Below are 23600 nucleotides of genomic sequence, written 5' to 3' on the forward strand. Positions count from 1 at the left end.
CCTCAATCGTCGCGGGTCAGCACTTCCAGCAGCTCGATCTCGAAGCACAGGTTGGAGTGGGGCTTGATCTGCTCGCCGACCTGCCGCTCGCCATAGGCCAGATGCGCCGGCACCCACAGCCGGCGCTTGCCGCCGACCCGCATGCCCATCAGCCCCTGATCCCAGCCCTTGATCACCCGGCCGGTGCCGATCACGCACTGGAACGGCTTGCCGCGCTGCCAGGACGAGTCGAACACGGTGCCGTCCTCCAGGGTGCCGGTGTACTGGGTGGTGATCAGTGCGCCCTTGACGCAGGCCTTGCCGTCGCCGACGACCAGGTCCTCGATCTGCAGTTCGTTGCTCATGTTGCGGATTCTCCCGATGGATGATGCGGCGCTGCCTCGTCGCCGCGCGCCTTTTCGCAGGATTCGCCGCGCGGGGCAAGCCCCGCCGGCGGATACCAGCGTGGCGTGTACACCCAGTCGCCGCCATCCGCGCGCGGGAAGCTGCGGGTGGTCGAGGAGCCGACGATCACCAGGGTGCGCATGTCGACCATCTCGGCGGTCAGCTCGCCGAGGGTCAGGCTGCGCAGCGCCTGCGCCGGGCGGCCGACGTCGCGGCCGAGCACCACGCGGGTCTGCGGGTCGCGATGGCCCCTGACGATCTCCAGGGCGCGGCCGAGCTGCCAGGGCCTGGCGCGGGAGATCGGGTTGTAGAAGGCCATCACCAGATCGGCGGCGCCGGCGTGCTCGAGGCGCTGCTCGATCACCGTCCACGGCTTGAGGTTGTCCGACAGCGAGATCAGGCAGAAGTCGTGGCCCAGCGGCGCGCCGGACAGCGCGGCGGTGGCCAGCGCGGCGGACACGCCGGGGAGGATTTCCAGCTCGACCGCGTGCCAGAGCGGGTCAATGCTCTGCTCCAGCGCCTCCAGCACCGCCGCGGCCATGGCGAACACCCCCGGATCGCCGGAGGACACCACCACCGCGCGGCGCCCGCTGGCCGCCAGCTCGAAGGCATGGCGGGCGCGCTGCAGCTCCTCGCGGTTGTCGCTGCAGTGGCGCACCTGCTCCGCGCGCAGCGGGCCGGCCATGTTCACGTAGGTCTCGTAGCCGAGGATGTCCTCGGCCTCGTCCAGCGCGCGGCGCACCGCCGGCACCATCAGCTCGGCGGCGCCGGGGCCGAGGCCGACCACGCTGAGCCGGCCGCGCGCCCGGCCCAGACGGGCCATCTCGACCGGCTGCGCGGCGCGGCCGATGCACAGGCCGTCGCCGGCCAGCCTCTCCTCCAGCGGCAGCAAACGGCGCAGCCAGTCGGCCGGCGTTTCGCCCGCCGCGCGTTCGGCGAAGCGCAGCGGCACGCCGAGTTCGCGCGCCGCGCTGCCCAGCGCGGCGTCGCTCATCGCATCCATTGGCGCCAGCAGGCCGGCCAGCGCCGCTTCGGCCAGGCCGTGGGCGGCCAGCGCGGCGCGTACCTTGGCGGCCAGCTCGGCCTCGCCAGCCTCGACCGCCACCACCAGCGCGCGCGGGTGGATCAGCAGCTCGTCGGCGCTGGCGCCGCGCGCGCAGCTCACCCGAATGCGCCGCCCGGCGTCTTCGCGCAGCGGCAGGCGCGCCGCGGCCAGCCAGGGCGCCGCACCCTCCACGCGCACCCCCTCGCCGCCGAGCAGGTCGGCGACGAAGCGCTTGCCCTCCTCCACGTCGGCCAGCGCGTAGCCGTCCGGCGGGTTGAGCAGGCAGGTGCCGAAACGCAGTTCGCCGGACGTGGTGATCGCCGCCTCTATGCCGAAGATCGCCGCGATCTCGCGGGCGATATGGTTGACCCCGGCCAGCCCGCCGAGCAGCGGCACCACCGCGCTGGCGTCCTCGGCCACCGCCAGCACCGGCGGCTCCTGCTCCTTGTCGGCCAGCACCGGCGCCAGGCTGCGGATCACGATGCCGGCGGCGCACAGCGCGACGATGGGCGTGCCGCTCTGGTACAGCGCGCGCAGGGTGGCGCCGAAGTCGGCGTAGGCGATGTCCGCCTCGACCCGGCCCTGCAGGGCGTAGACCGGCGCCTGCGGGTAGCGGCGCTGGATGCGCCGCGCGGTGGGCAGGCTGGCGGCGCCGAGGATCACGATTGCGGGAGTCTTGTGCATCAGCCTTGCCACCTCGGGCCGGGAACCAGGATGAGGGAGAAGTACGGCGATGCCATCGGGTCGACCTCGGCCAGCGGCAGGCTGCGCTGCTCGGCCATGGTCGCCCGCTCGATATACAGGGCGCGCTCGGCCAGATTCAGGCGCTCCAGCACCCGGCGCACCTTGTCGAAGTTGCGGCCGAGCTTCATCACCACCGCCGCCTCGACGCCGGACAGCCGCGCGGTCAGCTCCTCCTCGGACAGCACGCCGGACAGCACCAAAAGGCTCTGGTTGCGATACACCAGCGGCGCGCCGAGCGCGGCGGCGGCGCCGAGCATCGAGCACACGCCGGGCACCACCTCGGTGGCGTAACGCTCGGCCAGGCGGTCGTGCAGGTACATGTAGGAGCCGTAGAACAGCGCATCGCCCTCGCAGATCACCGCCACGTCACGGCCGGCGTCGAGGTGCGCGGCGACCTGCGCGGCGGCGGTGTCGTAGAAGTCGGCGATCACGTCCTCGTAGGACAAGGGCGGCGCCAGCTTCTCGGTGGTCACCGGGTAGACCAGCGGCAGGCGCAGCTGGTCGTCGCGCAGGTACTCCTCGATGACGCCGAAGGCGTTGCCGCCCTGCCCCTTGCTGGCCTTGGCCTTGGCGACGAAATAGGCCACCACCGGCGCCTCCCGCAGCAGGCGCAGCGCCTTGACGGTGATCAGCTCGGCATCGCCCGGCCCGACGCTCAGGCCCAGCAGTCGTCCCTTGCCCATCATTCCACCTCCGTGGCCAGCGCGTTGACCGCCGCGGCGGCCATGGCGCTGCCGCCGCGCCGGCCGCGGACGATCACGTAGGGCACGCCGTGGCTGCCTTCGGCGAGCAGGTCCTTGGACTCGGCGGCGCCGACGAAGCCGACCGGGAAGCCGAGGATCAGCGCCGGCTTGGGCGCGCCGGCGGCGAGCATTTCCAGCAGGTAGAACAGCGCAGTCGGCGCGTTGCCGATCACCACCACGCTGCCTTCCAGATGGTCGCGCCAGTGCTCCAGGGCCACCGCCGAGCGGGTGTTGCCCAGCTCGCGGGCCAGCGCCGGCACTTCGGGATCGTTGAGGGTGCAGACCACCCGGTTATTGGCCGGCAGGCGCGCGCGGGTGATGCCCTCGGCGACCATCCGCGCATCGCAGAGGATCGGCGCGCCGGCCGCCAGCGCGGCGCGCCCGGCGGCGCCGGCACCCGGCGAGAAGCGCAGGTCCTGCACCACGTCGACCATGCCGCAGGCGTGGATCACGCGCACGGCGAGCTTTTCTAGATCGGCGGGGATCGCCGCGAGATCGGCCTCGGCGCGGATGATAGCGAAGGAGTTGCGATAGATTTCCTGGCCATCGCGGATGTAGTCGATCATGGAGACTCCGGGGATGAGGGATGGGCGGCCAGCCGCGCGGCGGCCTGCTCGATGTTCAGATGTTCGGCCAGCACCGGGCCGTGGCCGCCGGCCAGCAACTGGTAGCGCGCCGGAGCCGTGGCCAGCAGGGTGAAGGCGGCGCCATGGGCGGCGGCGCAGCGCCGCGGGCAGCCGCTCAGATGGATGACCGCCGCGTCGGCCGCGGGCGGCAGCAAGGCGGCCAGGCGCCGGGCGTCGGCCTTGGTGTCGGCCAGCGCGCGGGCGCAGCCGGGCGAGCCGCTGCAAGCGATCAGCCGGGCCAGCGGCGCGGCCGGGTCGACCAGCAGGCCAAGCTCCGCCAGGGCGCGCTGCGCTTCGGCGCCGCGCGCGGCGGGCACGTCGGGGAGCAGCACGCCCTGCCAAGGGGTCAGATGCAGACGGGGCGTGCCCAGTCGCTCGCTCAGCGCCGCCAGCGCCTGCAACTGGCGGGCGTCGAGGCGGCCCAGCGCGGTCTGCGCGCCGACCTGGCAGAGCCCGGCCTCGCGCTGCGCCTGCACGCCGAAGCGCCGCTGCGGTTCGGCCGGCGCGCGGCGCCAGGCGAGCAGCGCGGCGTCGCGGCGCAGCGCCAGCGCCGGCTGGCGTTCGCGCAGCGCATCAAGGACGGCAGGCGCCGGCAGGCTCTGCAGCAGGTGGCGCATGCGCGTCTGCTCGGCGCCGGCGCGGTCGAGGAACAGCGCCAGCAGCGCGAACACCAGCTCGCCGGCCTGCGCCGCCGGAATCGAGGCCAGCGCGGGATCGTCCCCGGCGCGCTGCGGCGGGCAGCCGGCCAGGCCGAAGGCATAGCGCGGCCCGTCCTCGCCCGGCAGGGCCGACAGCCACAGGTCGTGGGGATGGTCGAGCATCGCCAGCGCCTCGCCGCCGTCGAGCTGCACGGCGAACTTGGGCGACAGCCCATGCCAGCGCGGTTCGCGCTCCAGCCGGGCGAGCAGCGCGGCGGCCAGCGGGCGGGTGTCGAGCAGGGTGTGGGGATCGTGGCCGGCGGCGGGGCTGAGCATCAGGTTGCGCACGTCGTCGCCGCCGGCGCTGGCGGCGCCCAGGCCGGCGGCCAGCAGGCGCTCGATCAGCGCGTCCTCGCACCCAGCGCGCACGCCGCGGATCTGCAGGTTGGCGCGGTTGGTGGCTTCCAGCACGCCGCCGGCACACGCCTCGGCGGCAACGGCGATGGCCCGCGCCTGGCGGGCGGTGAGCCGCCCACCGGGCAGCTTGATGCGGCAGATGCCGCCGTCGCGGGCGGCGACGATGCGCAGCAGGCCCGGACAGGCGGAAGGGCGCGGCGCAGCCGCGCGAAGAGGATGCTTCACGAAAGGTCACCGGATTGTCCGTCGCGGCGACCCCTGCGATCCCGCCCGCAGGCGAAACCCCGCGCCGGCCCGCAGGCTGGCGCGCTTGCAGCATCGGTACACCCCGCCCGACGTTGGCACTCGCGACTCCTCTCGCCGGCAGGTCTCCTGGCTGGCAGGTCGTCGCCCGGCGTCGCCTTCCCGGTTGCCCAGTGGCCTGTGACGCGGACTCGCTGCTGACAGTTGCGGGGGCAGCCACGGTCGGAGCGATGCTCTTCCGTGTTCCCTCTTCGGCCCTGAACGGGCACCGACGAACGCGCTATTATGCCCGCCTTTCGCCGCCATTGCCCTCACAGACCACCACGGGGGCGAATTCATTCGCCAGGGCGCGGCATTTTGGCGGAGACCTCCGCCCATCACACAAGGAACCCCGATGACGCCCTGGCTGACCGTAGTGGGCATCGGCGAAGACGGCTTCGCCGGCCTCGGCAAGAGCGCCCGCCGCGCCCTGCTCGGCGCCGCGCACATCGTCGGCGCCGAGCGCCAGCTGGCCCTGCTGCCGCGCTGCGTGAGCGCCGCGCGCGCGTGCTGGCCCAGTCCGTTCGACCTCGCCGCCGTGCTGGCCCGGCGCGGCACGCCTACCTGCGTGCTGGCCAGCGGCGACCCGATGTTCTACGGCGTCGGCGCCAGCCTGGCGCGCGCGCTGCCGGCCGGGGAGCTGCGCGTGCTGCCGTCGCCCTCCTCGGTGTCCCTGGCCGCCGCGCGCCTGGGCTGGGCGCTGCAGGACTGCACGGTGGTCTCGCTGGTCGCCCGCCCGCTGGCCGCGCTGAACCGCCACCTGCAGCCCGGCGCGCGCCTGCTGGTGCTCAGCGAAGGCGCCGCCACCCCGGCGCAGGTCGCCGAACTGCTGCGCGAGCGCGGCTTCGGCCTCAGCCGCCTCAGCCTGCTGGAGCACCTCGGCGGCCCGCACGAACGGCGCCTCGACGGCCTCGCCGCCGACTGGAGCCTGCCGCCCGGCGCCGCCCTCAACCTGCTGGCCATCGACTGCCGGGCGGAAGCCGGCGCGCAGCCGCTGCCGTCCACCGTCGGCCTGCCCGACGAGGCCTACCGCCACGACGGCCAGCTGACCAAGCGCGACGTGCGCGCCGTCACCCTCGCCCGCCTCGCCCCGCTGCCCGGCGAGCTGCTGTGGGACGTCGGCGCCGGCTGCGGCTCGATCGGCATCGAGTGGCTGCGCGCCCATCCGCAGTGCCGCGCCATCGCCCTGGAGGCCGACGAGGGCCGCCAGGCGCACATCCGCCACAACCGCGACGCCCTCGGCGTGCCGCACCTGCAGCTGGTCGCCGGCAGCGCGCCGCAGGCGCTGGCCGGCCTGCCGGCGCCGGAGGCGGTGTTCATCGGCGGCGGCGTCACCGTGCCCGGCGTGCTGGAAGACTGCTGGGCGGCGCTCAAGCCGGGGGGACGGCTGATCGCCAACGCCGTCACCCTGCAGAGCGAGGCGCGGCTTATCGACTGGCACGCCCGCCACGGCGGCGAGCTGCTGCGCCTGCACATCGCCCACGCCAAGCCGCTGGGCAACTTCGACACCTGGCGCCAGGCGCTGCCGATCACCCTGCTCTGCGTGCGCAAGCCCGTCGAGGCCGGCGATGCGTGAGGAAACCCCGGAACAGCCGCGCCCTCTGCGCACCGGCCTGACCACCGGCAGCTGCGCCACCGCCACCAGCCTGGCCGCCGCGCGCCTGCTGCTGGGCGGCGAAGCCTGCGACGCGGTGGAGATCGTCCTGCCCAAGGGCCAGCGGGTCAGCATGCGCCTGGAGTTCTGCCGGCCGTGCGCCGGCGGCGCCGAGGCCGGCACGCTCAAGGACGGCGGCGACGACCCGGACGCCACCCACGGCGCGCTGATCAGCGCCCGCGTGGCGCTCGATCCGCGTCCTGGCGTGCGCTTCCACGCCGGCCCCGGCGTCGGCACCGTCACCCGCCCCGGACTGGTGCTGGCGGTCGGCGAGCCGGCGATCAACCCGGTGCCGCGACAGATGATGACCGAACACCTGAGCGCGCTGGCCGCCGAGCGCGGCTATGCCGGCGGCTTCGAGGTCACCGTCTGCGTGGCGAACGGCGCGGAAATCGCGCTGAAGACCATGAATCCACGGCTGGGCATCCTCGGCGGCATCTCCATCCTCGGCACCACCGGCATCGTCCGCCCGTTCTCCTGCTCGGCCTACATCGCCTCCATCCACCAGGCCATAGACGTGGCCCGCGCCAACGGCCTGCAGCATCTGGCTGCCTGCACCGGCAACGCCAGCGAGGACGCCATGCGCGGCCACTACGGCCTCGACGACAGCGCGCTGATCGAGATGGGCGACTTCGCCGGCGCGGTGCTCAAGCACCTGCGCCGCGCCCCGGTGGCGCGCCTGACCCTGTGCGGCGGCTTCGGCAAGATCAGCAAGCTGGCCGCCGGGCACCTCGACCTGCACAGCCGCCGCTCCAGCATCGACCTGCCGCAACTGGCCGACTGGGCCGCCGAACTGGGCGCCGACGGCGCGCTGCAAGACGCCATGCGCGCCGCCAACACCAGCCAGCAGGCACTCGCCCTGGCCGCTGCCGCCGGCATCGCCCTGGGCGATGCGGTGTGCGCCCACGCGCTGGCCTTCGCCCGCTCGATAGTCCCGGCCGAGGTGCGCCTGGAAGTCTTCGCCATCGACCGCCAGGGCCGCTTCGTCGGCCGGGCGCTGGAGTCCGCATCGTGAACAAGCGCATCCTGCTGCTCGGCGGCATCGGCGAGGCGCTGGCCATCGCCCGCCAGCTACCGAGCGACGCCATCTACAGCCTCGCCGGCCTCGGCAAGGTGCCGACCGACCTGCCCTGCCAGGTGCGCGTCGGCGGCTACGGCGGCGCCGAGGGGCTGGCGCGCTTCATCGCGGCTGAGGGCATCGGCCTGCTGATCGACGCCACCCACCCCTACGCCGCACAGATCAGCCGCAACGCCGCCCGCGCAGCGCAGCTCGCCGGCATCCCCTGCTGGGCCCTGCGCCGCCCCGGCTGGCAGACCGGCCCCGGCGACGACTGGCGCGAGGTGGCGGACTGGGCGGAACTGACCGCCGCCCTCGCCCCCTTCCGCCGCCCGCTGTTCACCCTCGGCCGCGAACCGCTGGAACACCTCCACGAAATCCCCGCCCACCAGCACTGGACCGTGCGCTGCCTCACCGCCCAGCCGCCCGCACCGCGCGCCGAAATCCTCGGCGCCCGCGGCCCCTTCGCACTCGACGACGAACGCGCGCTGATGGCACGCATCGACTGCGACGTGCTGATCAGCAAGAACAGCGGCAGCCAGGCCACCGAGCACAAGCTGCAGGCCGCCCGCGAGCGGGGGATTCCGGTGCTGGTGTTGAAGAGGCCGGAGTTGCCGAAGGTGGAGTGGGAATTTGGGAGTGGGGAGGCGTTGCTGGTGGGGTTGGCGGAAGGAGGTTGGCGGTGATGTGTGGTTATCACGACAGTGTAGGGTGGAAAACGACCGTAGGTCTTTTCCACCGGGTACTGCGGGGCATGTGACGGTAGAAAACGCTGTGAGGTTTTCTACCCTACGAGCTAGTTCGTTTCATTTCAGTTTTACGGCACCTCGCTCACATCGATTCCCGCTCTAGCAATAAAATCAATAGCAGATTTTTGCTTTAGCTTTTTCAAGCCGCTAATGATTTTTGGGGCAATGAAACTTTTACCATCCAGATAGATAGCAAACTCAGAAACATCATCTCCACCATTCTCATACTGCTCACGTAAACCATCATATTCTTCGGAATAGCAATGACGACCACCTACGTCAGCAAGAGCAAGCAGGGCGCTCATTTCCCGTATCGAATATTCAGCACGAAGAAGCAGATATAAATCGCGATCCAGACCAGCGCCAGACAACATTGCATCACGCCAACCTAGACCACTAGAATCAGCTGTTGCCCTGATTCGAAGCTCAAGAAATCGAGAAATCTTCTCTGCCGAAATATCCTTCAGCGGAATCTCATCACCTATATTTGCTGCAAACTCCCTATGAGATTTAATCACATCTATAATCTCAGAAAGACCTCTCAGGCTTACCCCATATCTCTTGCTGATATCATTTTTTATTTCTCGAAATGCAGGGGCACTCCACTCTGACTTTTTGGGAAGTTCCTTAGATATACGTTCAATCACAGCTCTAGAGGCGAATCTCGTGTATGTTCCTGTGCGGTATTCATCAGAGAGAAGCTCAGTGAGACCCTCTGCGTCTTTAATACCATTTGAGAGCCTACAGAAAGCAGAGTAGAACACCTCTATGTTTATCAAAGAAACGCTGTTCTCAAGATGCTTTTTGTTGCTATTGTCATAGGCATATCGAAATGTCTCTCCTGTAGGGTCAACCATTGAGAACTCACGAACCGCAGGCTCTATCAACCGAACCACCTCTGCATATCGTGGGTCGCACAAATTGGTCGCTTCCGCATACATATCCCACAGCGCAGCCAGATCATGAGTTCTCATGAGCTTGGGATCAGAAACAGTGACCTGCCCTTTTATTCTCTCAATCAACCTGATCTGCATTTTCAAAAACAGCTCTATTCTATGCCTGGCACAAAATACTATCGGATACACTATTTCATCTGGATCAAACCCTTTGGAGATGACATCTCGGCACATTGTGTGAACAGCACGCTCGAACCCTCCAGCGTAGTAGCCGGTCTCAGGCCATCCGTTCTTTCCTACGCATGCATTCAGCCCTATGTTTTCACCCCTTGAAAAAAACTCCAAAACCTTGACTCCTTTTTAAACCACGGGGAAATCCAACTGTTTATAAGGCCGCACATTGTTCAGCGGAGGAATTCTCCAACAGCTTTGGCTCGAAGCTCTATTATTAATCCGGCAACCCAATACCCCAAATCATGCTGCATACGCGATTTTGGGATGTCGGAAGTAGGAACGAATCCGCTCGGGCTTTGATTGAAGGCGCCGCATGACCGAGCGGACTCGGCCTTCCAACGCATCCCGACTTTTCAAACTTGGCCCGCTGCGCACCTGATGCTTGAGATCGCCATTCAGGTATTCGTCCGGGTTGAGCTCGGGGGCGTAGGCGAGCAGAAAGAACACCTCAATCCGTTCGCGCCGCCCCTCCAGCCAGGCTTTGACCTTCTTGCTGTGGTGCACGCGCAGGTTGTCCAAGACCAGGAAGACCTTGCGCCCGCTGGTATCCCGGATCAGTCGCCCCAGGAAGCGGATCAGCACGACCGCTGTCATGGTTTCCCGGTACAGCATGAAGCGCAGCTTGCCCCGGTTGGTCACCGTCGAAATCATGTTCGTGGCAAAGCGGCTTCCGCTGACTTCGCGTACGGGCGTCCGCCCTGCCGGGGCGTAGCTGCGCCCTGCATGACTGTCGCTGCGCAGGCCGGTTTCATCGCCCCAGTGGATCTCGCCGCCCTCGGCCTTGGCGCGCTGCTCGATCTTCGGATACTCGGTTTCCAGCCAGCGCTTTATCGCCTCGGGCTTCTGCTGGTAGGCGCGCTTCAACGGGCGTTGTGGGGTATAGCCCCAACGCTTGAGGTATTCACCGACTGTCCGGATAGGCATCTGAAAGCCGCAGTGCAGGGCGATCAGGGCGCGCACCGCATCACGCGTCCAGAGCGCGAAGTCCAGCTTCAACTGATCCGGCATGGTGTCGAGCAACAGGGTGCGAATCAGTGACTCCTGCTCGGAGGACAGGCTGCGTCGCTCCCCCGGCAGCGATCCGCGCTGGCCACCTTCGATCGCGGCCTCTTTGCCCTGGTGCTCCGCGATCGCGACCCAATGCGCCACCGTGCGCAGATGAACGCCAACGGCTTCGCCGATGGCTCTGTAGGTATACCCCTGCTCGCGCATGCGTAGGGCGATAGCGCGTTTTTCGCGCTGTTCCAAGGGGCTGAGGCTTCGTGCGTCGCTGGTCATGGTGAAAAACGCTGATTATGCCCTATTGTATTGCCGGATTAATATGGTCCAGTGACTGCTTTCATCTCTTGTCCGCAGCAGCTAGAAACCCACCCATTTCTTGATCGTTCCCACGCTCCGCGTGCGAACGCAGCCAGTGACGCTCTGCGTCCCAGAAGCGGATGCGGAGCGTCCAGTGATAATGGCTCCCACGCAGAGCGTGGGAGCCATCACATCAAGCGCTGAGCGCGAGTCAGAACCGCTACGAACCGCTACGCGTCCCTCGGCCGCCCCACCACAACCCCCACCCGCATCCCGAACAGCCTGAACACGCTGTCCAGCGTCGCCACCGTGGGGTTGCCGGCATCCTGTTCGAGCTGGCGCAGGGTGCGCAGCGACAGCTTGCACATGCGCGCGAAGTCGGTCTGGTTCAGGCCGGTGACGCGCAGGCGCAGTTGGCGGATGGCGCCGCCGAAGCTCAGGGTGCCGTCGGCCAGTTGCTGGCGGATGTCGTCGAGTACCGCGCCGCGGTCTTCCGGCGGTTTCTTCATAGCAGCCCCCAGCGGCGCAGGGTGGTTTCCAGGCGGTCGAGCGGGATGGTCGGTGCCTGCCAGGTCGCCTCGGGCAGGCCCAGTTCGTGCAGCAGGTCCGGCAGGGCCAGCAGCTGGCGGGCATCGGCGCGCAGGCGCTCGAACGAGACTTCGGGGTCGGCCCAGCGCGCCAGGGCGTGGCAGGCGGCGCGCCAGTCGGTGCCCTCCAGGCGTTCGATGCCGTCGGGCCAGCGGGTCGTGCGCACCACGCCTTCGGGGTCCATGGCCATCGGCGCCAGGTCGTAGATCGGCGCCAGGTCGATGCGCTCACGGCTGCGCAGGATGGCGAAGTTGCGCCCGTGATTGTCGGTGTTGCCGAGTATCTGGTTGAGCAGGTCGCGGCGCAGGTATTCGGCGATCAGGGCGGGAATCTCCGCGCCCTGCCCGACGGCGTTCCAGGTCTGCGCCAGGCGGGCGACCACCTCGACATGCTCCAGGCGGCTGCCCGGCCGGGTCACGCCGCACAGCGAGTAGGCGGATTCGACGGCGATGCGCTCGACCCCGTGCGGGCCGATCCGGCGGTCGAAGCGCTGCATCCACAGGCTGGGCTTTTCTGCCTCCTCGAAGGCCAGCCCTTCGGCGGCAATCGTCTCGATGCCCAGACGGTTGAGCGCATGGTAGTAGCAGTATTCGCTGCGCAGTATGTCCCGGTCGGTGGCCGTCGCGCCGTTGCGCGGGAACTTGACGAACCAGTGCCGGCGCACCTCAGCGTCGGGCAGGCTGGCGTCCGGGTGGAGGTCGCCGGCGGCATCCTCGGCCAGCAGCAGCTTGGGCGCCTCGCCGCCCGCTCCCGTGGCGCCGCCGATGGCCGCGCCGCGCTCGTAGGCGTAATCGAGGAAGCGGATGTCGCGGCGGATCACTTCCTCGCGGGGGAAGCCGGCCGCTACGCAGGGGGCGGCGACGGACTCCTTGACCCGCAGGTTGCCGACCGGCGCCAGGGTGCAGCGCTGCAGCAGGAAGAACTCTTCCGGCGCATCGAGGGGCAGCGCCATCCGCGCGAGGATGAGCCGCCGCGCGGCGCCGGCGGGGATGATGTCGTGCAGGAAGGCCGGCGCGATGCCGCGGTAGTCGTCCCAGCCCAGGGGCAAGGCGGCGCTCACCGCCGGGGCTTTCGGCGTGCCCAGGTCGTCGAGGTGGGCGACCAGATAGTCGGCCTCGTAGCGGGCGCTGCAGCGGCTGCGCAACCCGTCGGCGGGCGCGTCGAAGCACAGCCGCATCGCATCGTGCCATTGACCGTCGAGATGGACCTGAAGGGTGAGGGTTTCCATGTGATGGCTGGCGCCGCGCACCGTGTCTTTGGAGATGTGATGGATAGGCATCATAGTACCTATTCTGGCCATGCCCAAGGCACAAAAAGGCATTTAAATACCTATTTATGCCTTTGCGCAGCCCGGAATCGGCATTTTGATGCCCATCCAATGCCATTGCACTGAAATCCGGCCTGCCCGTTATCTTGCGTCATGGACGGCTGGCTCCAGCCGGGGCTACCGGCGGGAAACCGTGGGCATGCCCCGTGCGCTGCGGCACCGAACGCCGCGGCGGCTCGCTGTATAAGGCTCAGGCACTGCCGATGGGGTCGGTGCCGCGTCCCCGCGGATCGTAGTCGGCACGGAAAACCGGGCCGGCCATTCACTCAGGGAGAGGGGGAAACAACTTGAAGGGTGCCGTTGAAGCCGAGGCTGCGATCAGCCTCCCTGCCCGCTCGCGGAGCTGGTTCATCCAGGCTGTTCTGACAGCGATCGTCTTCATGCCGGCCTGGAAGTGGTACGGCCTTTGGCCAGGTGTCGCGCTGGCCTTGCTGTTCAACCTGCCGCTCGTGCTCGGGCCCAGCAGGATCACTATCTATCCGCATTCCAGGCGACTGGTCTTTTCATACCCGGGGTTCGGCTCCTTCAGGCGGCAAAAGGTCGTCGATCTCGCCGGGTTCTCGCGCGTTTACAGCCAGATCGACAGCTATGCCGCACGCTCCCTCCATCTGAGCGGCCCGCAGGGGGAACACCTGAAGCTGGCCAGCTTTGCGCAGAGCGTGAGGTCGGCAAACCGGCATATCGAGGAAGTTGCCGAGCTGCGGAAAAGGATCGCCAGTGCCCTGCATATCGTCGATGGCGGTGAGGCCTAGCCTCCGCCGGATGGCGCCGGCCGAGCGGCGATTGCCGTCGCAGAGCGGTTCGGCCGCATCAGGAGCGCCTCGCCACGCGCACCGTTTGCGGGCAAGATCGGGCCTTCACCTCGGGACCGCCGCGACAAGGAGCATCGCCGCCATGAACCACTCTCAAGACATCCGCCGCCTGCTGGGCATCCGCCATCCCATCGTCCAGGCGCCTATGGTCGGGGTGTCCACGCCGCAACTGGCCGCCGCGGTGTCCAATGCCGGGGCGCTGGGCTCCATCGGTCTCGGCGCCAGCAGCGCGGCGCAGGCGCAGGAGTCGATCCGCGCCACCCGCGCGCTCACCGCCGCGCCGTTCAACGCCAACCTGTTCTGCCATTGCCCGGCGCTGGCCGATGCGGCGCGCGAGGCGGCCTGGCTGGCGCATCTGGCGCCGGTGTTCGGCGAGTTCGGCGCGCAGCCGCCGGCGGCGCTGAGCGAGGCCTACCGCAGTTTCCTGGCCAGCGAGGACACCCTGGAGGTGCTGCTGCGCGAGCGGCCGGCGGTGGTCAGCTTCCATTTCGGCCTGCCGCCGGCCGAGTGGATTCGCGCCCTCAAGAGCGCCGGGATGGTCACTCTGGCCTGCGTCACCAGCCTGGAGGAAGCGGCGCTGGCCGAGCAGGCGGAAGTCGATGCGCTGGTGGCCCAGGGCGCCGAGGCCGGCGGGCATCGCGGGGTGTTCGAGCCCGAGGGCGACCTGCTGCTCGGCACCTTCGCGCTGGTCCGGCTGCTGGCGGGCGCCACCCGTCTGCCGCTGATCGCCGCCGGCGGGATCATGGACGGCGCGGGCATCGCCGCCGCCCTGCGCCTGGGCGCGGCGGCGGTGCAGATGGGCACCGCCTTCGTCCTCTGCCCGGAATCCTCGGCCAACGCCCAGTACCGGGCGGCGCTGGGCAGCGAGCGGGCGCGCCACACGCGGATCAGCGCGGCGATCTCCGGGCGCCCGGCGCGAGGGATGGTCAACCGGCTGTTCGACGTGCTGGACGCCAAGGGCGCCCCCACCCTGCCCGACTACCCCATCGCCTACGAGGCCGCCAAAGCGCTGGTCGCCGCCGCCGGCGCCCGGGGCTGCCACGACTTCGCCGTGCAGTGGGCTGGCCAGGGCGCGCCGCTGGCGCGGGCCATGCCGGCGGGCGAGCTGGTCGAGACACTGGTGCGCGAGCTTGGGGAGGCATGCCCTCAGCCAACCTATTCCGCCCCCTAGCGGGTACACTGCGGTGAGCAACGGGCTCGCGACAGCGGCGAGCCCGTCCCCCGCAAGCCACCCATGGAGCACAACATGCAGGCCAAGAACGCATTGAGTGACGAACTGGTAACCCGGATGGAAGACAGGATTCCGGTCATGGCCGAAGGCGCCGTGAATAGCGCGTACATCAACGCACTGGCAGCCGGCAGGAGCGTGGTGGAGGTCATGGGCGGCCTGCTCGTCGAGACCACGGCCGACGGCAGTCACAAGGTGATCCGCCCGGCCAAACCCAAGCACAAGGTAAGTCTTGGGGGAGTCATCAAGGTACGGCGTTGTTCATGAGCATTCCCCGGCTGAGGGTCTTCGCCGGTCCCAACGGCTCCGGCAAGAGCACCATGAAAAGCGCTATTCCCGCTCATCTGATCGGCATTTACATCAATCCCGATGAAATCGAAAAAGCCGCGCGGGAGAGCAACCGCCTGGATTTCGCCGACTTCCAGCTGCATGTCGAAGGCGAGGAAGTCCTCGAGTTCCTGCGCCAGCACCGGCTGATCGACGCTGCCCGGCTGGGAGAGGAAGTCTCCCGCATAGGCTTCAGCCACAACGGGCTGGACCTTCGAGCGGTAGCGATGAACTCCTACTTCGCATCGGTGTTCGCCGACTACATCCGCCACAAGCTGCTTGAAGCCCGGTTGTCCTTCACCTTCGAGACGGTCATGTCCAGCGACGACAAAGTGGCATTCATGCGCAAAGCCAGCGCGCTCGGCTACCGCACCTACCTGTATTTCGTCGCGACCGAAGACCCTGAAATCAACATCAACAGGGTCAGGAACCGGGTCGCAGCTGGCGGACACCCGGTTCCGACCGAAAAGATCGTCCAGCGCTATGGGCGCTGCCTTGGTCTTTTGCCATCGGCCGTTGCGGCATCGAACCGGGCCTACATCTTCGACAACTCCGGCGCCGACCTGCTCCTGCTCGCCGAAGTCACCGATGGTACCGACCTTGAATTCAAGGTTGAGGAAATCCCCGACTGGTTCATGAGCGCCTATGTCGAGAAGGTGCAATAGATCCTCGCCGCTCAGCACAAAAACGCCCGCGGACCGTCACCGGCCGCGGGCGTTTTCATGGGCGAGCAGCTGTCAGGCGACGCGCAGGTTGCCCACGCAGGTCAGCCGCCGCAGCACCGCGGAGTCCGGCCAGCGCTTGAGCAGGCGCACCACCAGGCAGGTGAACAGCGGCTCGCAGAGCACCAGCGGCGCGTAGGCGGCGGCGAACAGCAGCCAGTTGTCCAGCGCCAGCGGCTCCTCGCCGATGGCCAGCCAGAAGCCGACCATGGCCACCACGCCGCCGTAGTAGACGGTATCGAAGCGCACCACGGACTGCCAGTCCAGGCGGCGCGACTGGCTGTCGAACAGGCGGCGACCGAACAGGCCGTGGGCGGCGATCAGCGGCAGCATCAAGGACAGCGAGTTGACGCCCAGGTGGACCAGATCCTGCGGGTCGAACACCAGCCCCTGCAGCAGCAGGCCGAGGGCGAAGCCGAACAGGGTGGGCAGGAAGCCGAAGACGAAGTAGATCGCCGAGGCGCCGATGAAGTGCAGCTCCGAGACTCCGGCCGGGACGTGGTAGGCCTGCATGAACAGCGAGAAGAACACCGCCGCTAGCAGGGTCTTGGCGATCTGGTCGAGGCGACCGATCCAGCGCGGAGCGTAGATCAGCAAGGTGGCGATGGCGGCCGCGTGGCCGTAGAGCACTTTGGCGGCGTTCAGCGCGCCGGGTTCGATATGCATCGGACTCCCTCCGAGGGATGCGTGGGTCGAGTGGCCGCCTGGGCGGCCGGTGGTGCCGGCAGGTCTCCTGGCTGGCGGGTCGTCGCCCTTGCGCGCCTTCCCGGTCCGTGGACCAGTGGCCTGTTGCGCAAGCGCTCGCCGCTTACAGTTGCGGGGGCAGCACGGGAATCGCCCGCGAGCGGGCTCACCCGTTTCCCTGTTGTCTCCGCCGCGACGCGACGGAACCGGACTCGTGGGGCGCGGCGGCGTTGGGCCGCCGTGCCGGATCTGAAGTCGCCCGGACGCGGGCGTGCGGGGATGGCGATCGGTAGAAAATCGCTGCGCGGGTTTTCTACCCTACCGGGCTCGTGAGCTTGGGCGCGGAGGGCATGGTGGAAAAGACCTGCGGTCGTTTTCCACCCTACGGGGTGCTGGCAGGCGTGGCGTAGGGTGGGCAACTCGCGCAGCGATTGCCCACCGCCAGCTGCCACGCTGGACAAGGCTGGGCCGTTGTCCACCCCACGCCGGACCTTCCCTTGCGCGATGCTCATGCCAGCGGGATCTCGTCGATATGCCGGTATTCGGCGCCCAATGCCGCCGCCAGCGCCCTCGCCCGCCCGAGGCGCAGCGGGCCGCTCTCGATGTCGATCAGCAGCGCCGGGCAGGCGGCGGGCGCCAGCGCCGGCAGCTCGCGCAGGCGGCCGTCGGTGAGCAGCCAGAGCTGCTGGCGCTCGCCGGGATGGCGGCGTTGCCGGCGCGCCAGCCATTCGCCGGCCTCGGCCAGCGCGGCGGGCAATGGCGTGCCGCCGCCGGCGCCGAGCTGCTGCAGCCAGTGCCGCGCGGCCTGCGGGGCACGCTGGCCCTGGCAGAACCAGCGCGGTTTTGCGCCGTCCGCCTGCAGCAGGGCCAGTGCCACGCGGCGGCGGCACGCCTGGTCGAGCAGTTCGGCGAGCAGGCCCTTGGCGCGGCGCAGGGCGCCGTGGCGGCGGGTCGAGGCCGAGGCGTCGACGACGATCAGCCATAGCGCTGGCGCAGCACTCACGCGGCTGCGGTAGTGCAGTTCGGCGCGCGAGCGCGGCCGGCCGCGCTGCAGGCTGCGCGGCCAGTCGATGCGGCCGGGGCCGGACGCACCGGCGCGGCCACGCGGGGTCGGCTGGGGCTTGTCCCGGTGTCTGGCATCCGCGCCCCGGGCGGGTTGCGGGCGGATGCTCAGGGCTTTTTTGGCCAGCGCGGCGGCGCGCGGCGCTCGCCGATGGCCACCGGCTGCGCCGGCAACTCGCCCCACTGGCCTTCGCCGGGGTCGCGCTCGCCACTCTGACCGCCCGCATCGTTCTGCGGGGCGGCGGCGCTATCGTTCGACTGCGGCGGTGGCGCGGCGGCCGGGCCGTGCGGATGGCGATGGCGCAGCACGAAGTCCTGCACGGTGTCGATGTCCTCCGGGGCGATGGCCGCGGCGCCGCGCCAGGCGGCGTGGGCACGGGCGGCGCGCAGCCAGACCAGATCGCCGCGCAGGCCGTCGATGCCGGCGGCGTAGCAGCGTGCGGCGATGGCTTCCAGCGCTGCATCGTCCAGCGGGATCGCTTCCAGCGACTTGCGGGCCTGCCGGCAGCGCGCCTGCAGCGCGTCCTGCGCCGCCTGCCAGCGGGCGCGGAAAGTCTCGGGGTCGCGGTCGAAGTCCAGGCGGCGGCGGACGATCTCGGTGCGCTCGGCCGGCAGCGGTGTGCCGCCAAGGCTGACGGCGAGGCCGAAGCGGTCGAGCAGCTGCGGGCGCAGCTCGCCCTCCTCCGGGTTCATGGTGCCGATCAGCACGAAGCGCGCGGCGTGGCGGTGCGAGATGCCATCGCGCTCGACGTGGTTGACCCCGCTGGCCGCCACGTCGAGCAGCAGGTCGACCAGATGGTCGGCCAGCAGGTTGACCTCGTCGACGTAGAGCACGCCGCCATGGGCGCGCGCCAAGAGGCCCGGCGCGAAGCGCGCGCGACCCTCGCCGAGTGCGGCGTCCAGATCGAGGGTGCCGACGATGCGTTCCTCGGTGGCGCCCAGCGGCAGGGTGACCAGCTGGCCGGCCTCCAGCAGCTCGGCCACGCCGCGCGCCAGGGTCGACTTGGCCATGCCGCGCGGGCCTTCGATCAGCACGCCGCCGATGGCCGGATCGACCGCCGCCAGGCACAGCGCCAGCTTCAGCGCGTCGGCACCGACCACCGCGGCCAGCGGGAAGTTCACGGGTTCATGCATGGGACATCCTCGTGGCGGCCATCAGCCGTCCTCCTCACAGTCGAGCAGCAGGTTTTCCAGCGCCTCGCGGTATTCGCCCGGCTCTTGCCAGAGGCCGCGCTGCTGGGCATCGAGCAGGCGCTCGGTCATCTCGCGCAGCGCCGCTGGGTTGTGCTGGCGGACGAATTCGCGGGTATCGGCGTCGAGCAGGTAGGCATCGGTGAGCATCTGGTACTGGTGGTCGTCGATCAGCTCGCTGGTGGCGTCGAAGGCGCACAGGTAGTCGACCGTCGCCGCCAGCTCGAAGGCGCCCTTGTAGCCGTGGCGCTTGATGCCGGCGATCCACTTGGGATTGGCGGCGCGCGCGCGCACCACGCGGTTGAGTTCTTCCTTGAGGGTGCGGATGCGCGGGTTGTCCGGCTGGCTGTGGTCGCCGTGGTAGCTGGCCACCGGGGCGCCGCCGAGGGTTTCCGCCGCAGCGAGCATGCCGCCCTGGAACTGGAAGTAGTCGTTGGAGTCGAGCAGGTCGTGCTCGCGGTTGTCCTGGTTGTGCAGCACCGCCTGCAGCGCGCCGAGGCGCCGCTCCAGCGCGGCGCGGGCCGGCACGCCGTCGCCACCGGCGCCGTAGGCGTAGCCGCCCCAGGTCAGGTAGACCTCGGCCAGATCGGCGCGGCTGTCCCAGGCGCCCTCAGCGATGGCCTGCTGCACGCCGGTGCCATAGCCGCCGGGGGCGGCGCCGAACACCCGCCAGCCGGCGCGGCGGCGCGCCTCATCCAGGCCCAGCCCCTCGGCAGCCAGCTCGGCGCTCTCGCGGCGCACCCGCGCGGCCAGCGGGTTGAGGTCTTCCGGCTCGTCCAGCGCGGCCACCGCCAGCACCGCGGCGTCGAACAGGCGCAGCAGGTTGGCGAAGGCGTCGCGGAAGAAGCCGGAGACGCGCAGGGTGACGTCGACCCGCGGGCGGTCGAGCAGCGACACCGGGAGGATCTCGAAGTCCTCGACCCGCCCGCTGCCGGCCTGCCACACCGGGCGCACGCCGAGCAGCGCCATGGCCTGGGCGATGTCGTCGCCGCCGGTGCGCATGGTCGCGGTGCCCCACACCGACAGGCCGAGGCGGGTCAGGTGCTCGCCGTGGTCCTGCAGATGGCGCTCCAGCAGCAGGCTGGCGGACTGGAAGCCGAGCCGCCAGGCGGTGGGCGTGGGCAGGTTGCGCACGTCCACCGAATAGAAGTTGCGCCCGGTGGGCAGTACGTCGAGACGGCCGCGACTCGGCGCGCCGCTCGGCCCCGGCGGCACGAAACGGCCGTCCAGCGCGGCGAGCAGCCCATTGATCTCCGCCGCGCCGCAGGCGTCGAGCAGCGGCGCGACGCGCTCGCGTAGCTCGGCGAGCACCTGCGCGCTGGCCGCGCCGGGCGCTTCCCGTTCGCCGTCGATCAGCTGCAGGGCGAGCAGCTCCAGGCGCTCGCGAGTGTCGCCAGCGGTACGCCACGCATCGCTGCATAGATCGGCGAGAGCATCCGGACGCGGCCCGCTCCACGCCTCGCCGGGATCGCCGGCCAGCGGGTCCCAGCCCAGCGCCAGATCTTTGGCCAGCGCGCGCAGCAGGCTGGCGTTGCCGCCCTGCCCGTCGCCGCGCGGCACACGCAACAGCGCCAGCAGGGTGTCGCGGCGCAGGCGTCCCGTGGGCGACTCGCCGAACACATGCAGGCCGTCGCGGATCTGCGATTCCTTGAGGTCGCACAGGTAGGCGTCGAGCTGCGGCAGCCAGCTGTCCGGGTCGTCGCTGAGCTGCAGGTTCAGCTCGCGGTCCAGCGCGGTGACGCGCACGGTGGCGAGGATCTCGCCGCGCAGCTGCTCGGCGCGGCGCGGGTCGAGCTGGCTGGCCTCGTAGTATTCGTCGGCCAGGTGCTCCAGATCACGCAGCGGGCCGTAGCTCTCGGCGCGGGTCAGCGGCGGCATCAGATGATCGACGATCACCGCCTGGGTGCGGCGCTTGGCCTGCGCGCCCTCGCCGGGATCGTTGACGATAAAGGGGTAGATATTCGGCAGCGCGCCGAGGATCGCATCCGGCCAGCACGCGGCGGACAGGCCGACGCCCTTGCCCGGCAGCCATTCGAGGTTGCCGTGCTTGCCGACGTGGACCACGGCGTCGGCGCCGTAGGCCTCGCGCAGCCAGAAGTAGAAGGCCAGGTAGCCGTGCGGCGGCACCAGCAGCGGATCGTGGTAGATCGCCGCCGGATCGAGCTGGTAGCCGCGCACCGGCTGGATGCCGACGAAGGTCAGGCCCAGGCGCAGGCCTGCGACCATCATCCGCCCGCCGCGGAACATCGGGTCGCCTTCCGGTTCGCCCCAGCGCTCAAGCACCGCCTGCTGGTTGGCTTCAGGCAGGCGCTCGAACAGGCGCTGATAGTCGGCCAACGCCAGGCTCTGGTGGCAGGGGCGCAGGTCGAGGCTGTCAAGATCGTTGCTCACCCCGCCGAGCAGGGCGTGGATCAGCGCCGTGCCGGAGTCCGGCAGCCCGGCCAGCGGATAACCGGCGTTTTGCAGCGCACGCAGGATATTCAGCGCCGCCGCCGGGGTGTCGAGGCCGACGCCGTTGCCGATGCGCCCGTCGCGGGTCGGGTAGTTAGCCAGCACCAGGGCGATGCGCTTGGCGGCGTTGGCCTTGCGCGCCAGGTTCACCCAGCGCCGCGCCAGTTCGGCGACGAAGTCCATGCGCTCGCCGTCGGCCTGGTAGCAGACCACATCGCTCTGGCTGCGCTCGCTGCGCCAGGCCAGGCCCTTGAAGCTGATCGGCCGGGTGACGATGCGCCCGTCCAGCTCGGGCAGCGCCACGTGCATGGCCAGGTCGCGCGGGCCGAGGCCCTGCGGGTTGTCCTGCCAGCGCGGGCGGTTGTCCAGCGCGCAGATCGCCTGCAGCACCGGCACGTCGCGGCGGAACGGGCGCAGCGCCGGGCGCTCCGGGCTGGACAGGGCAAAGCCGGTGGTATTGAGGATCAGCGCCGCGTCGCTCTCGTCCAGCCAGTTCTCGACCTGCGCCAGGCAGGCCGGCTCCTTGAGGCTGGCCACGGCGATCGGCAGCGGATTGAGGCCCTGGGCGACGAGACGCGCGCAGAACTCGTCGACGAAGGCGGTGTTGGCCGCCTGCAACTGCGCGCGATAGAACAGCAGTGCCGCCACCGGCGCGCCGGTTTGCCAGTCGTCCCGCCACAGCGCCGGGGTGCCGCTGCCGTGGCGCGGGTGGTAGACGCTGATACGCGGCAGCGCCTGCGGCTCGTGCCATGCCTGCGCGTGCCCCAGCCAGCGGTCGGCGAGGAAGCGATACAGCTGGCGGGCGTTGTCCAGCCCGCCCTGGCGTAGGTACTGCCAGGCGCGCTCGGCGTCCTCCCTGGACACCGTGCTCAGGCGGCTCAGCTCCGGGTCGGGGCGGTCGTCGCCGGGCACCAGGATCAGCGTGGCGCCGGCCTCGCCCAGCTCGACCAGTCGCTCGATGCCGTAGCGCCAGTAGCCCACCCCGCCGTGCAGCGAGAGCAGGATCACCCGCGCATGGCGCAGTACGTCCTCGACGTAGAGGTCGACCGAGGCGTGGTTGCGCAGCTGGGCGGGGTTGGCCAGACGCAGGCTCGGGTAGCCGCCCGCCAGCTCGCCGGCGGCCGCGGCCAGCAGCGTCAGGTTGGAGTCGCCGCTGCACAGGATGACCAGCTCGGCCGGGGTCTGGCCGAGGTCGGCGATGCTGTCGTCGGGGACGAAGCCGCCGGGCTGGGTGCGCAGGAGGTGCATGGCTCGGGCGGGCGCCTCAGCGGGTCAGCGCGGCGCGCAGCTCGGCGTCGATGACCGCCTCGTTGAGATCCTGGCCGATGATCACCAGCCGGGTGATCATCGGCTCATCGGCGCGCCAGGCGCGGTCGAAGTGCCGGTCGAAGCGCTGGCCGACGCCCTGCACCAGCAGGCGCATGGCCTTGCCCGGCACGGCGACGAAGCCCTTCACGCGCAGCACGGCGTGGCGCTGCACCAGCTCGGCGAGCGCGGCGAGCAGCAGGCGCTCGTCGACTTCCGGCAGCTCGACGCCGAAGGCGTCGAACTCGTCGTGGTCGTGGTCCTCGCCGTCGCCGTGGTCGTGGTGGCCGGGGCGGGCGTCGATGTGCAGCTCGGCCTCGGCGCCGATGCCCAGCAGCACGTCCAGCGGCAGGCGGCCCTGCTGCGCCTCGACGATCTTCACCGCCGACGGCAGCTCCTCGGCGACCTCGGCGCGCACCGCGGCCAGTGCCTCGGCATCGAGCAGGTCGGTCTTGTTCAGCACCACCAGGTCGGCGCAGGCCAGCTGGTCCTCGAACAGCTCGTGCAGCGGCGACTCGTGGTCGAGGTTGGGATCGGCGCGGCGCTGGGCGTCCACCTGCGCGGGGAAGGCAGCGAAGGTGCCGGCGGCCACGGCTGGGCTGTCGACCACGGTAACCACCGCATCCACCGTGCAGGCGTTGCGGATTTCCGGCCAGTTGAACGCCTGCACCAGCGGCTTGGGCAGCGCGAGGCCGCTGGTTTCGATGAGGATGTGGTCGAGGTCGGCGCGGCGCGCCACCAGTTCGCGCATCACCGGGAAGAACTCTTCCTGCACGGTGCAGCACAGGCAGCCGTTGGCCAGCTCGAAGACGCGGCCCGCCGCCTCCTCCTCGCTGCAGCCGATGGCGCACTGCTTGAGGATCTCGCCGTCGATGCCCAGCTCGCCGAACTCGTTGACGATCACCGCGATGCGCCGACCTTGCGCGTTGTCCAGCAGATGGCGCAGCAGGGTGGTTTTGCCCGAGCCGAGGAAGCCGGTGACGATGGTGACGGGAAGTTTGCTCAAGGATTTCATGCGCGGCCCTGCCTGGCTGGCGGGGGCATGACGAGACGCCGCCGGGCGCACGCGCGCCGGTCGGTCGGATTCGCCACCGGATCACCCCGCCCGGTTGTCGTGAAGGTCCGGAAACGCTCC

Annotated in this window: 21 protein-coding genes and 2 riboswitches; of the genes, 7 read left to right on the plus strand and 14 right to left on the minus strand. The window is 69.8% G+C overall.

The window, feature by feature from the left end; all coding sequences use genetic code 11:
• Nucleotides 1–2 precede the first annotated feature (2 nt).
• From BLU22_RS12625 to cobG, 5 genes are read right to left on the minus strand one after another with little or no spacing between them, the layout of a single operon-like run.
• Nucleotides 3–344 (minus strand): FKBP-type peptidyl-prolyl cis-trans isomerase, encoded by a 342-nt coding sequence (locus BLU22_RS12625; RefSeq protein WP_090215129.1) that lies wholly within the window; start codon nucleotides 342–344, stop codon nucleotides 3–5.
• Nucleotides 341–2113 (minus strand): precorrin-3B C(17)-methyltransferase, encoded by a 1773-nt coding sequence (gene cobJ / locus BLU22_RS12630; protein WP_090215132.1) that lies wholly within the window; start codon nucleotides 2111–2113, stop codon nucleotides 341–343. Before cobJ ends, BLU22_RS12625 begins: the two co-directional genes overlap by 4 nt.
• Nucleotides 2113–2856: a precorrin-2 C(20)-methyltransferase gene (locus BLU22_RS12635; protein ID WP_090215135.1), complete on the minus strand. Its 744-nt coding sequence runs from the start codon at nucleotides 2854–2856 to the stop codon at nucleotides 2113–2115. Before BLU22_RS12635 ends, cobJ begins: the two co-directional genes overlap by 1 nt.
• Entirely contained in the window at nucleotides 2856–3482 is a 627-nt protein-coding gene (locus BLU22_RS12640; RefSeq protein ID WP_090215136.1) for a precorrin-8X methylmutase, read from the minus strand. The genes BLU22_RS12635 and BLU22_RS12640 overlap by 1 nt, the downstream gene beginning before the upstream one ends.
• Nucleotides 3479–4822 (minus strand): precorrin-3B synthase, encoded by a 1344-nt coding sequence (gene cobG / locus BLU22_RS12645; RefSeq protein WP_090215139.1) that lies wholly within the window; start codon nucleotides 4820–4822, stop codon nucleotides 3479–3481. Before cobG ends, BLU22_RS12640 begins: the two co-directional genes overlap by 4 nt.
• A 120-nt stretch (nucleotides 4823–4942) precedes the next feature.
• Nucleotides 4943–5128, minus strand: a riboswitch (cobalamin riboswitch).
• Nucleotides 5129–5234: 106 nt separating this feature from the next.
• Between cobG and cbiE the strand changes: the two genes are divergently transcribed.
• The 3 genes from cbiE to BLU22_RS12660 are packed head-to-tail and all read left to right on the plus strand — an operon-like array spanning nucleotide 5235 to nucleotide 8276.
• Nucleotides 5235–6455, plus strand: a complete 1221-nt coding sequence (gene cbiE / locus BLU22_RS12650; RefSeq protein WP_090215142.1) for a precorrin-6y C5,15-methyltransferase (decarboxylating) subunit CbiE — start codon at nucleotides 5235–5237, stop codon at nucleotides 6453–6455.
• Nucleotides 6448–7548, plus strand: coding sequence for a cobalt-precorrin-5B (C(1))-methyltransferase (locus BLU22_RS12655; protein WP_090215144.1), 1101 nt, complete (start codon nucleotides 6448–6450; stop codon nucleotides 7546–7548). The genes cbiE and BLU22_RS12655 overlap by 8 nt, the downstream gene beginning before the upstream one ends.
• On the plus strand, nucleotides 7545–8276 hold the full coding sequence (locus tag BLU22_RS12660) for a cobalt-precorrin-6A reductase (RefSeq protein ID WP_090215147.1): 732 nt from the start codon (nucleotides 7545–7547) through the stop codon (nucleotides 8274–8276). The genes BLU22_RS12655 and BLU22_RS12660 overlap by 4 nt, the downstream gene beginning before the upstream one ends.
• A gap of 131 nt (nucleotides 8277–8407) precedes the next feature.
• Here the strand turns inward: BLU22_RS12660 and BLU22_RS14985 are convergent, their stop codons facing one another.
• The 4 genes from BLU22_RS14985 to BLU22_RS12675 form a co-directional block, all read right to left on the minus strand.
• Entirely contained in the window at nucleotides 8408–9379 is a 972-nt protein-coding gene (locus BLU22_RS14985; RefSeq protein WP_157718999.1) for a hypothetical protein, read from the minus strand.
• A gap of 330 nt (nucleotides 9380–9709) precedes the next feature.
• Nucleotides 9710–10747 carry an IS630 family transposase gene (locus tag BLU22_RS12665; protein ID WP_090214618.1) on the minus strand — a complete coding sequence of 346 codons (1038 nt, stop codon included), beginning with the start codon at nucleotides 10745–10747 and terminating at the stop codon, nucleotides 9710–9712.
• Between the two features lie 251 nt (nucleotides 10748–10998).
• Nucleotides 10999–11277, minus strand: coding sequence for a helix-turn-helix domain-containing protein (locus BLU22_RS12670; protein WP_090215149.1), 279 nt, complete (start codon nucleotides 11275–11277; stop codon nucleotides 10999–11001).
• Entirely contained in the window at nucleotides 11274–12584 is a 1311-nt protein-coding gene (locus tag BLU22_RS12675; RefSeq protein ID WP_090216453.1) for a type II toxin-antitoxin system HipA family toxin, read from the minus strand. The genes BLU22_RS12670 and BLU22_RS12675 overlap by 4 nt, the downstream gene beginning before the upstream one ends.
• 386 nt (nucleotides 12585–12970) lie before the next feature.
• Between BLU22_RS12675 and BLU22_RS12680 the strand changes: the two genes are divergently transcribed.
• The 4 genes from BLU22_RS12680 (at nucleotide 12971) to BLU22_RS12695 (ending at nucleotide 15715) form a co-directional block, all read left to right on the plus strand.
• On the plus strand, nucleotides 12971–13435 hold the full coding sequence (locus BLU22_RS12680) for a hypothetical protein (RefSeq protein ID WP_090215151.1): 465 nt from the start codon (nucleotides 12971–12973) through the stop codon (nucleotides 13433–13435).
• 142 nt (nucleotides 13436–13577) lie between these two features.
• Nucleotides 13578–14666, plus strand: coding sequence for an NAD(P)H-dependent flavin oxidoreductase (locus tag BLU22_RS12685; RefSeq protein WP_090215154.1), 1089 nt, complete (start codon nucleotides 13578–13580; stop codon nucleotides 14664–14666).
• A gap of 75 nt (nucleotides 14667–14741) precedes the next feature.
• The gene (locus tag BLU22_RS12690; protein ID WP_090215156.1) at nucleotides 14742–14990 is read left to right on the plus strand and encodes a hypothetical protein; all 249 of its coding nucleotides are present in this window, start codon (nucleotides 14742–14744) and stop codon (nucleotides 14988–14990) included.
• The gene (locus BLU22_RS12695) at nucleotides 14987–15715 is read left to right on the plus strand and encodes a zeta toxin family protein (protein ID WP_090215159.1); all 729 of its coding nucleotides are present in this window, start codon (nucleotides 14987–14989) and stop codon (nucleotides 15713–15715) included. The genes BLU22_RS12690 and BLU22_RS12695 overlap by 4 nt, the downstream gene beginning before the upstream one ends.
• Before the next feature lie 72 nt (nucleotides 15716–15787).
• Here BLU22_RS12695 and BLU22_RS12700 read toward each other — a convergent pair whose 3' ends face one another.
• From BLU22_RS12700 to cobW, 5 genes are all read right to left on the minus strand, one after another.
• Nucleotides 15788–16438 (minus strand): energy-coupling factor ABC transporter permease, encoded by a 651-nt coding sequence (locus BLU22_RS12700; protein ID WP_090215161.1) that lies wholly within the window; start codon nucleotides 16436–16438, stop codon nucleotides 15788–15790.
• 55 nt (nucleotides 16439–16493) lie between these two features.
• A riboswitch (cobalamin riboswitch) is annotated at nucleotides 16494–16666 on the minus strand.
• A 298-nt stretch (nucleotides 16667–16964) separates the two neighbouring features.
• Entirely contained in the window at nucleotides 16965–17459 is a 495-nt protein-coding gene (locus BLU22_RS12705) for a vWA domain-containing protein (RefSeq protein WP_331713906.1), read from the minus strand.
• Nucleotides 17460–17626: 167 nt separating this feature from the next.
• On the minus strand, nucleotides 17627–18652 hold the full coding sequence (locus BLU22_RS12710) for an ATP-binding protein (RefSeq protein WP_090215167.1): 1026 nt from the start codon (nucleotides 18650–18652) through the stop codon (nucleotides 17627–17629).
• A 21-nt stretch (nucleotides 18653–18673) separates the two neighbouring features.
• A complete protein-coding gene (gene cobN, locus BLU22_RS12715; protein WP_090215169.1) occupies nucleotides 18674–22408 on the minus strand; it encodes a cobaltochelatase subunit CobN in 3735 nt (1244 codons plus the stop codon).
• A 16-nt stretch (nucleotides 22409–22424) separates the two neighbouring features.
• Nucleotides 22425–23480, minus strand: a complete 1056-nt coding sequence (cobW, locus tag BLU22_RS12720; RefSeq protein ID WP_090215172.1) for a cobalamin biosynthesis protein CobW — start codon at nucleotides 23478–23480, stop codon at nucleotides 22425–22427.
• Nucleotides 23481–23600 lie beyond the last annotated feature (120 nt).

Source organism: Pseudomonas guangdongensis (assembly GCF_900105885.1).
In the GTDB taxonomy this organism is placed as follows: Bacteria; Pseudomonadota; Gammaproteobacteria; order Pseudomonadales; family Pseudomonadaceae; genus Geopseudomonas; species Geopseudomonas guangdongensis.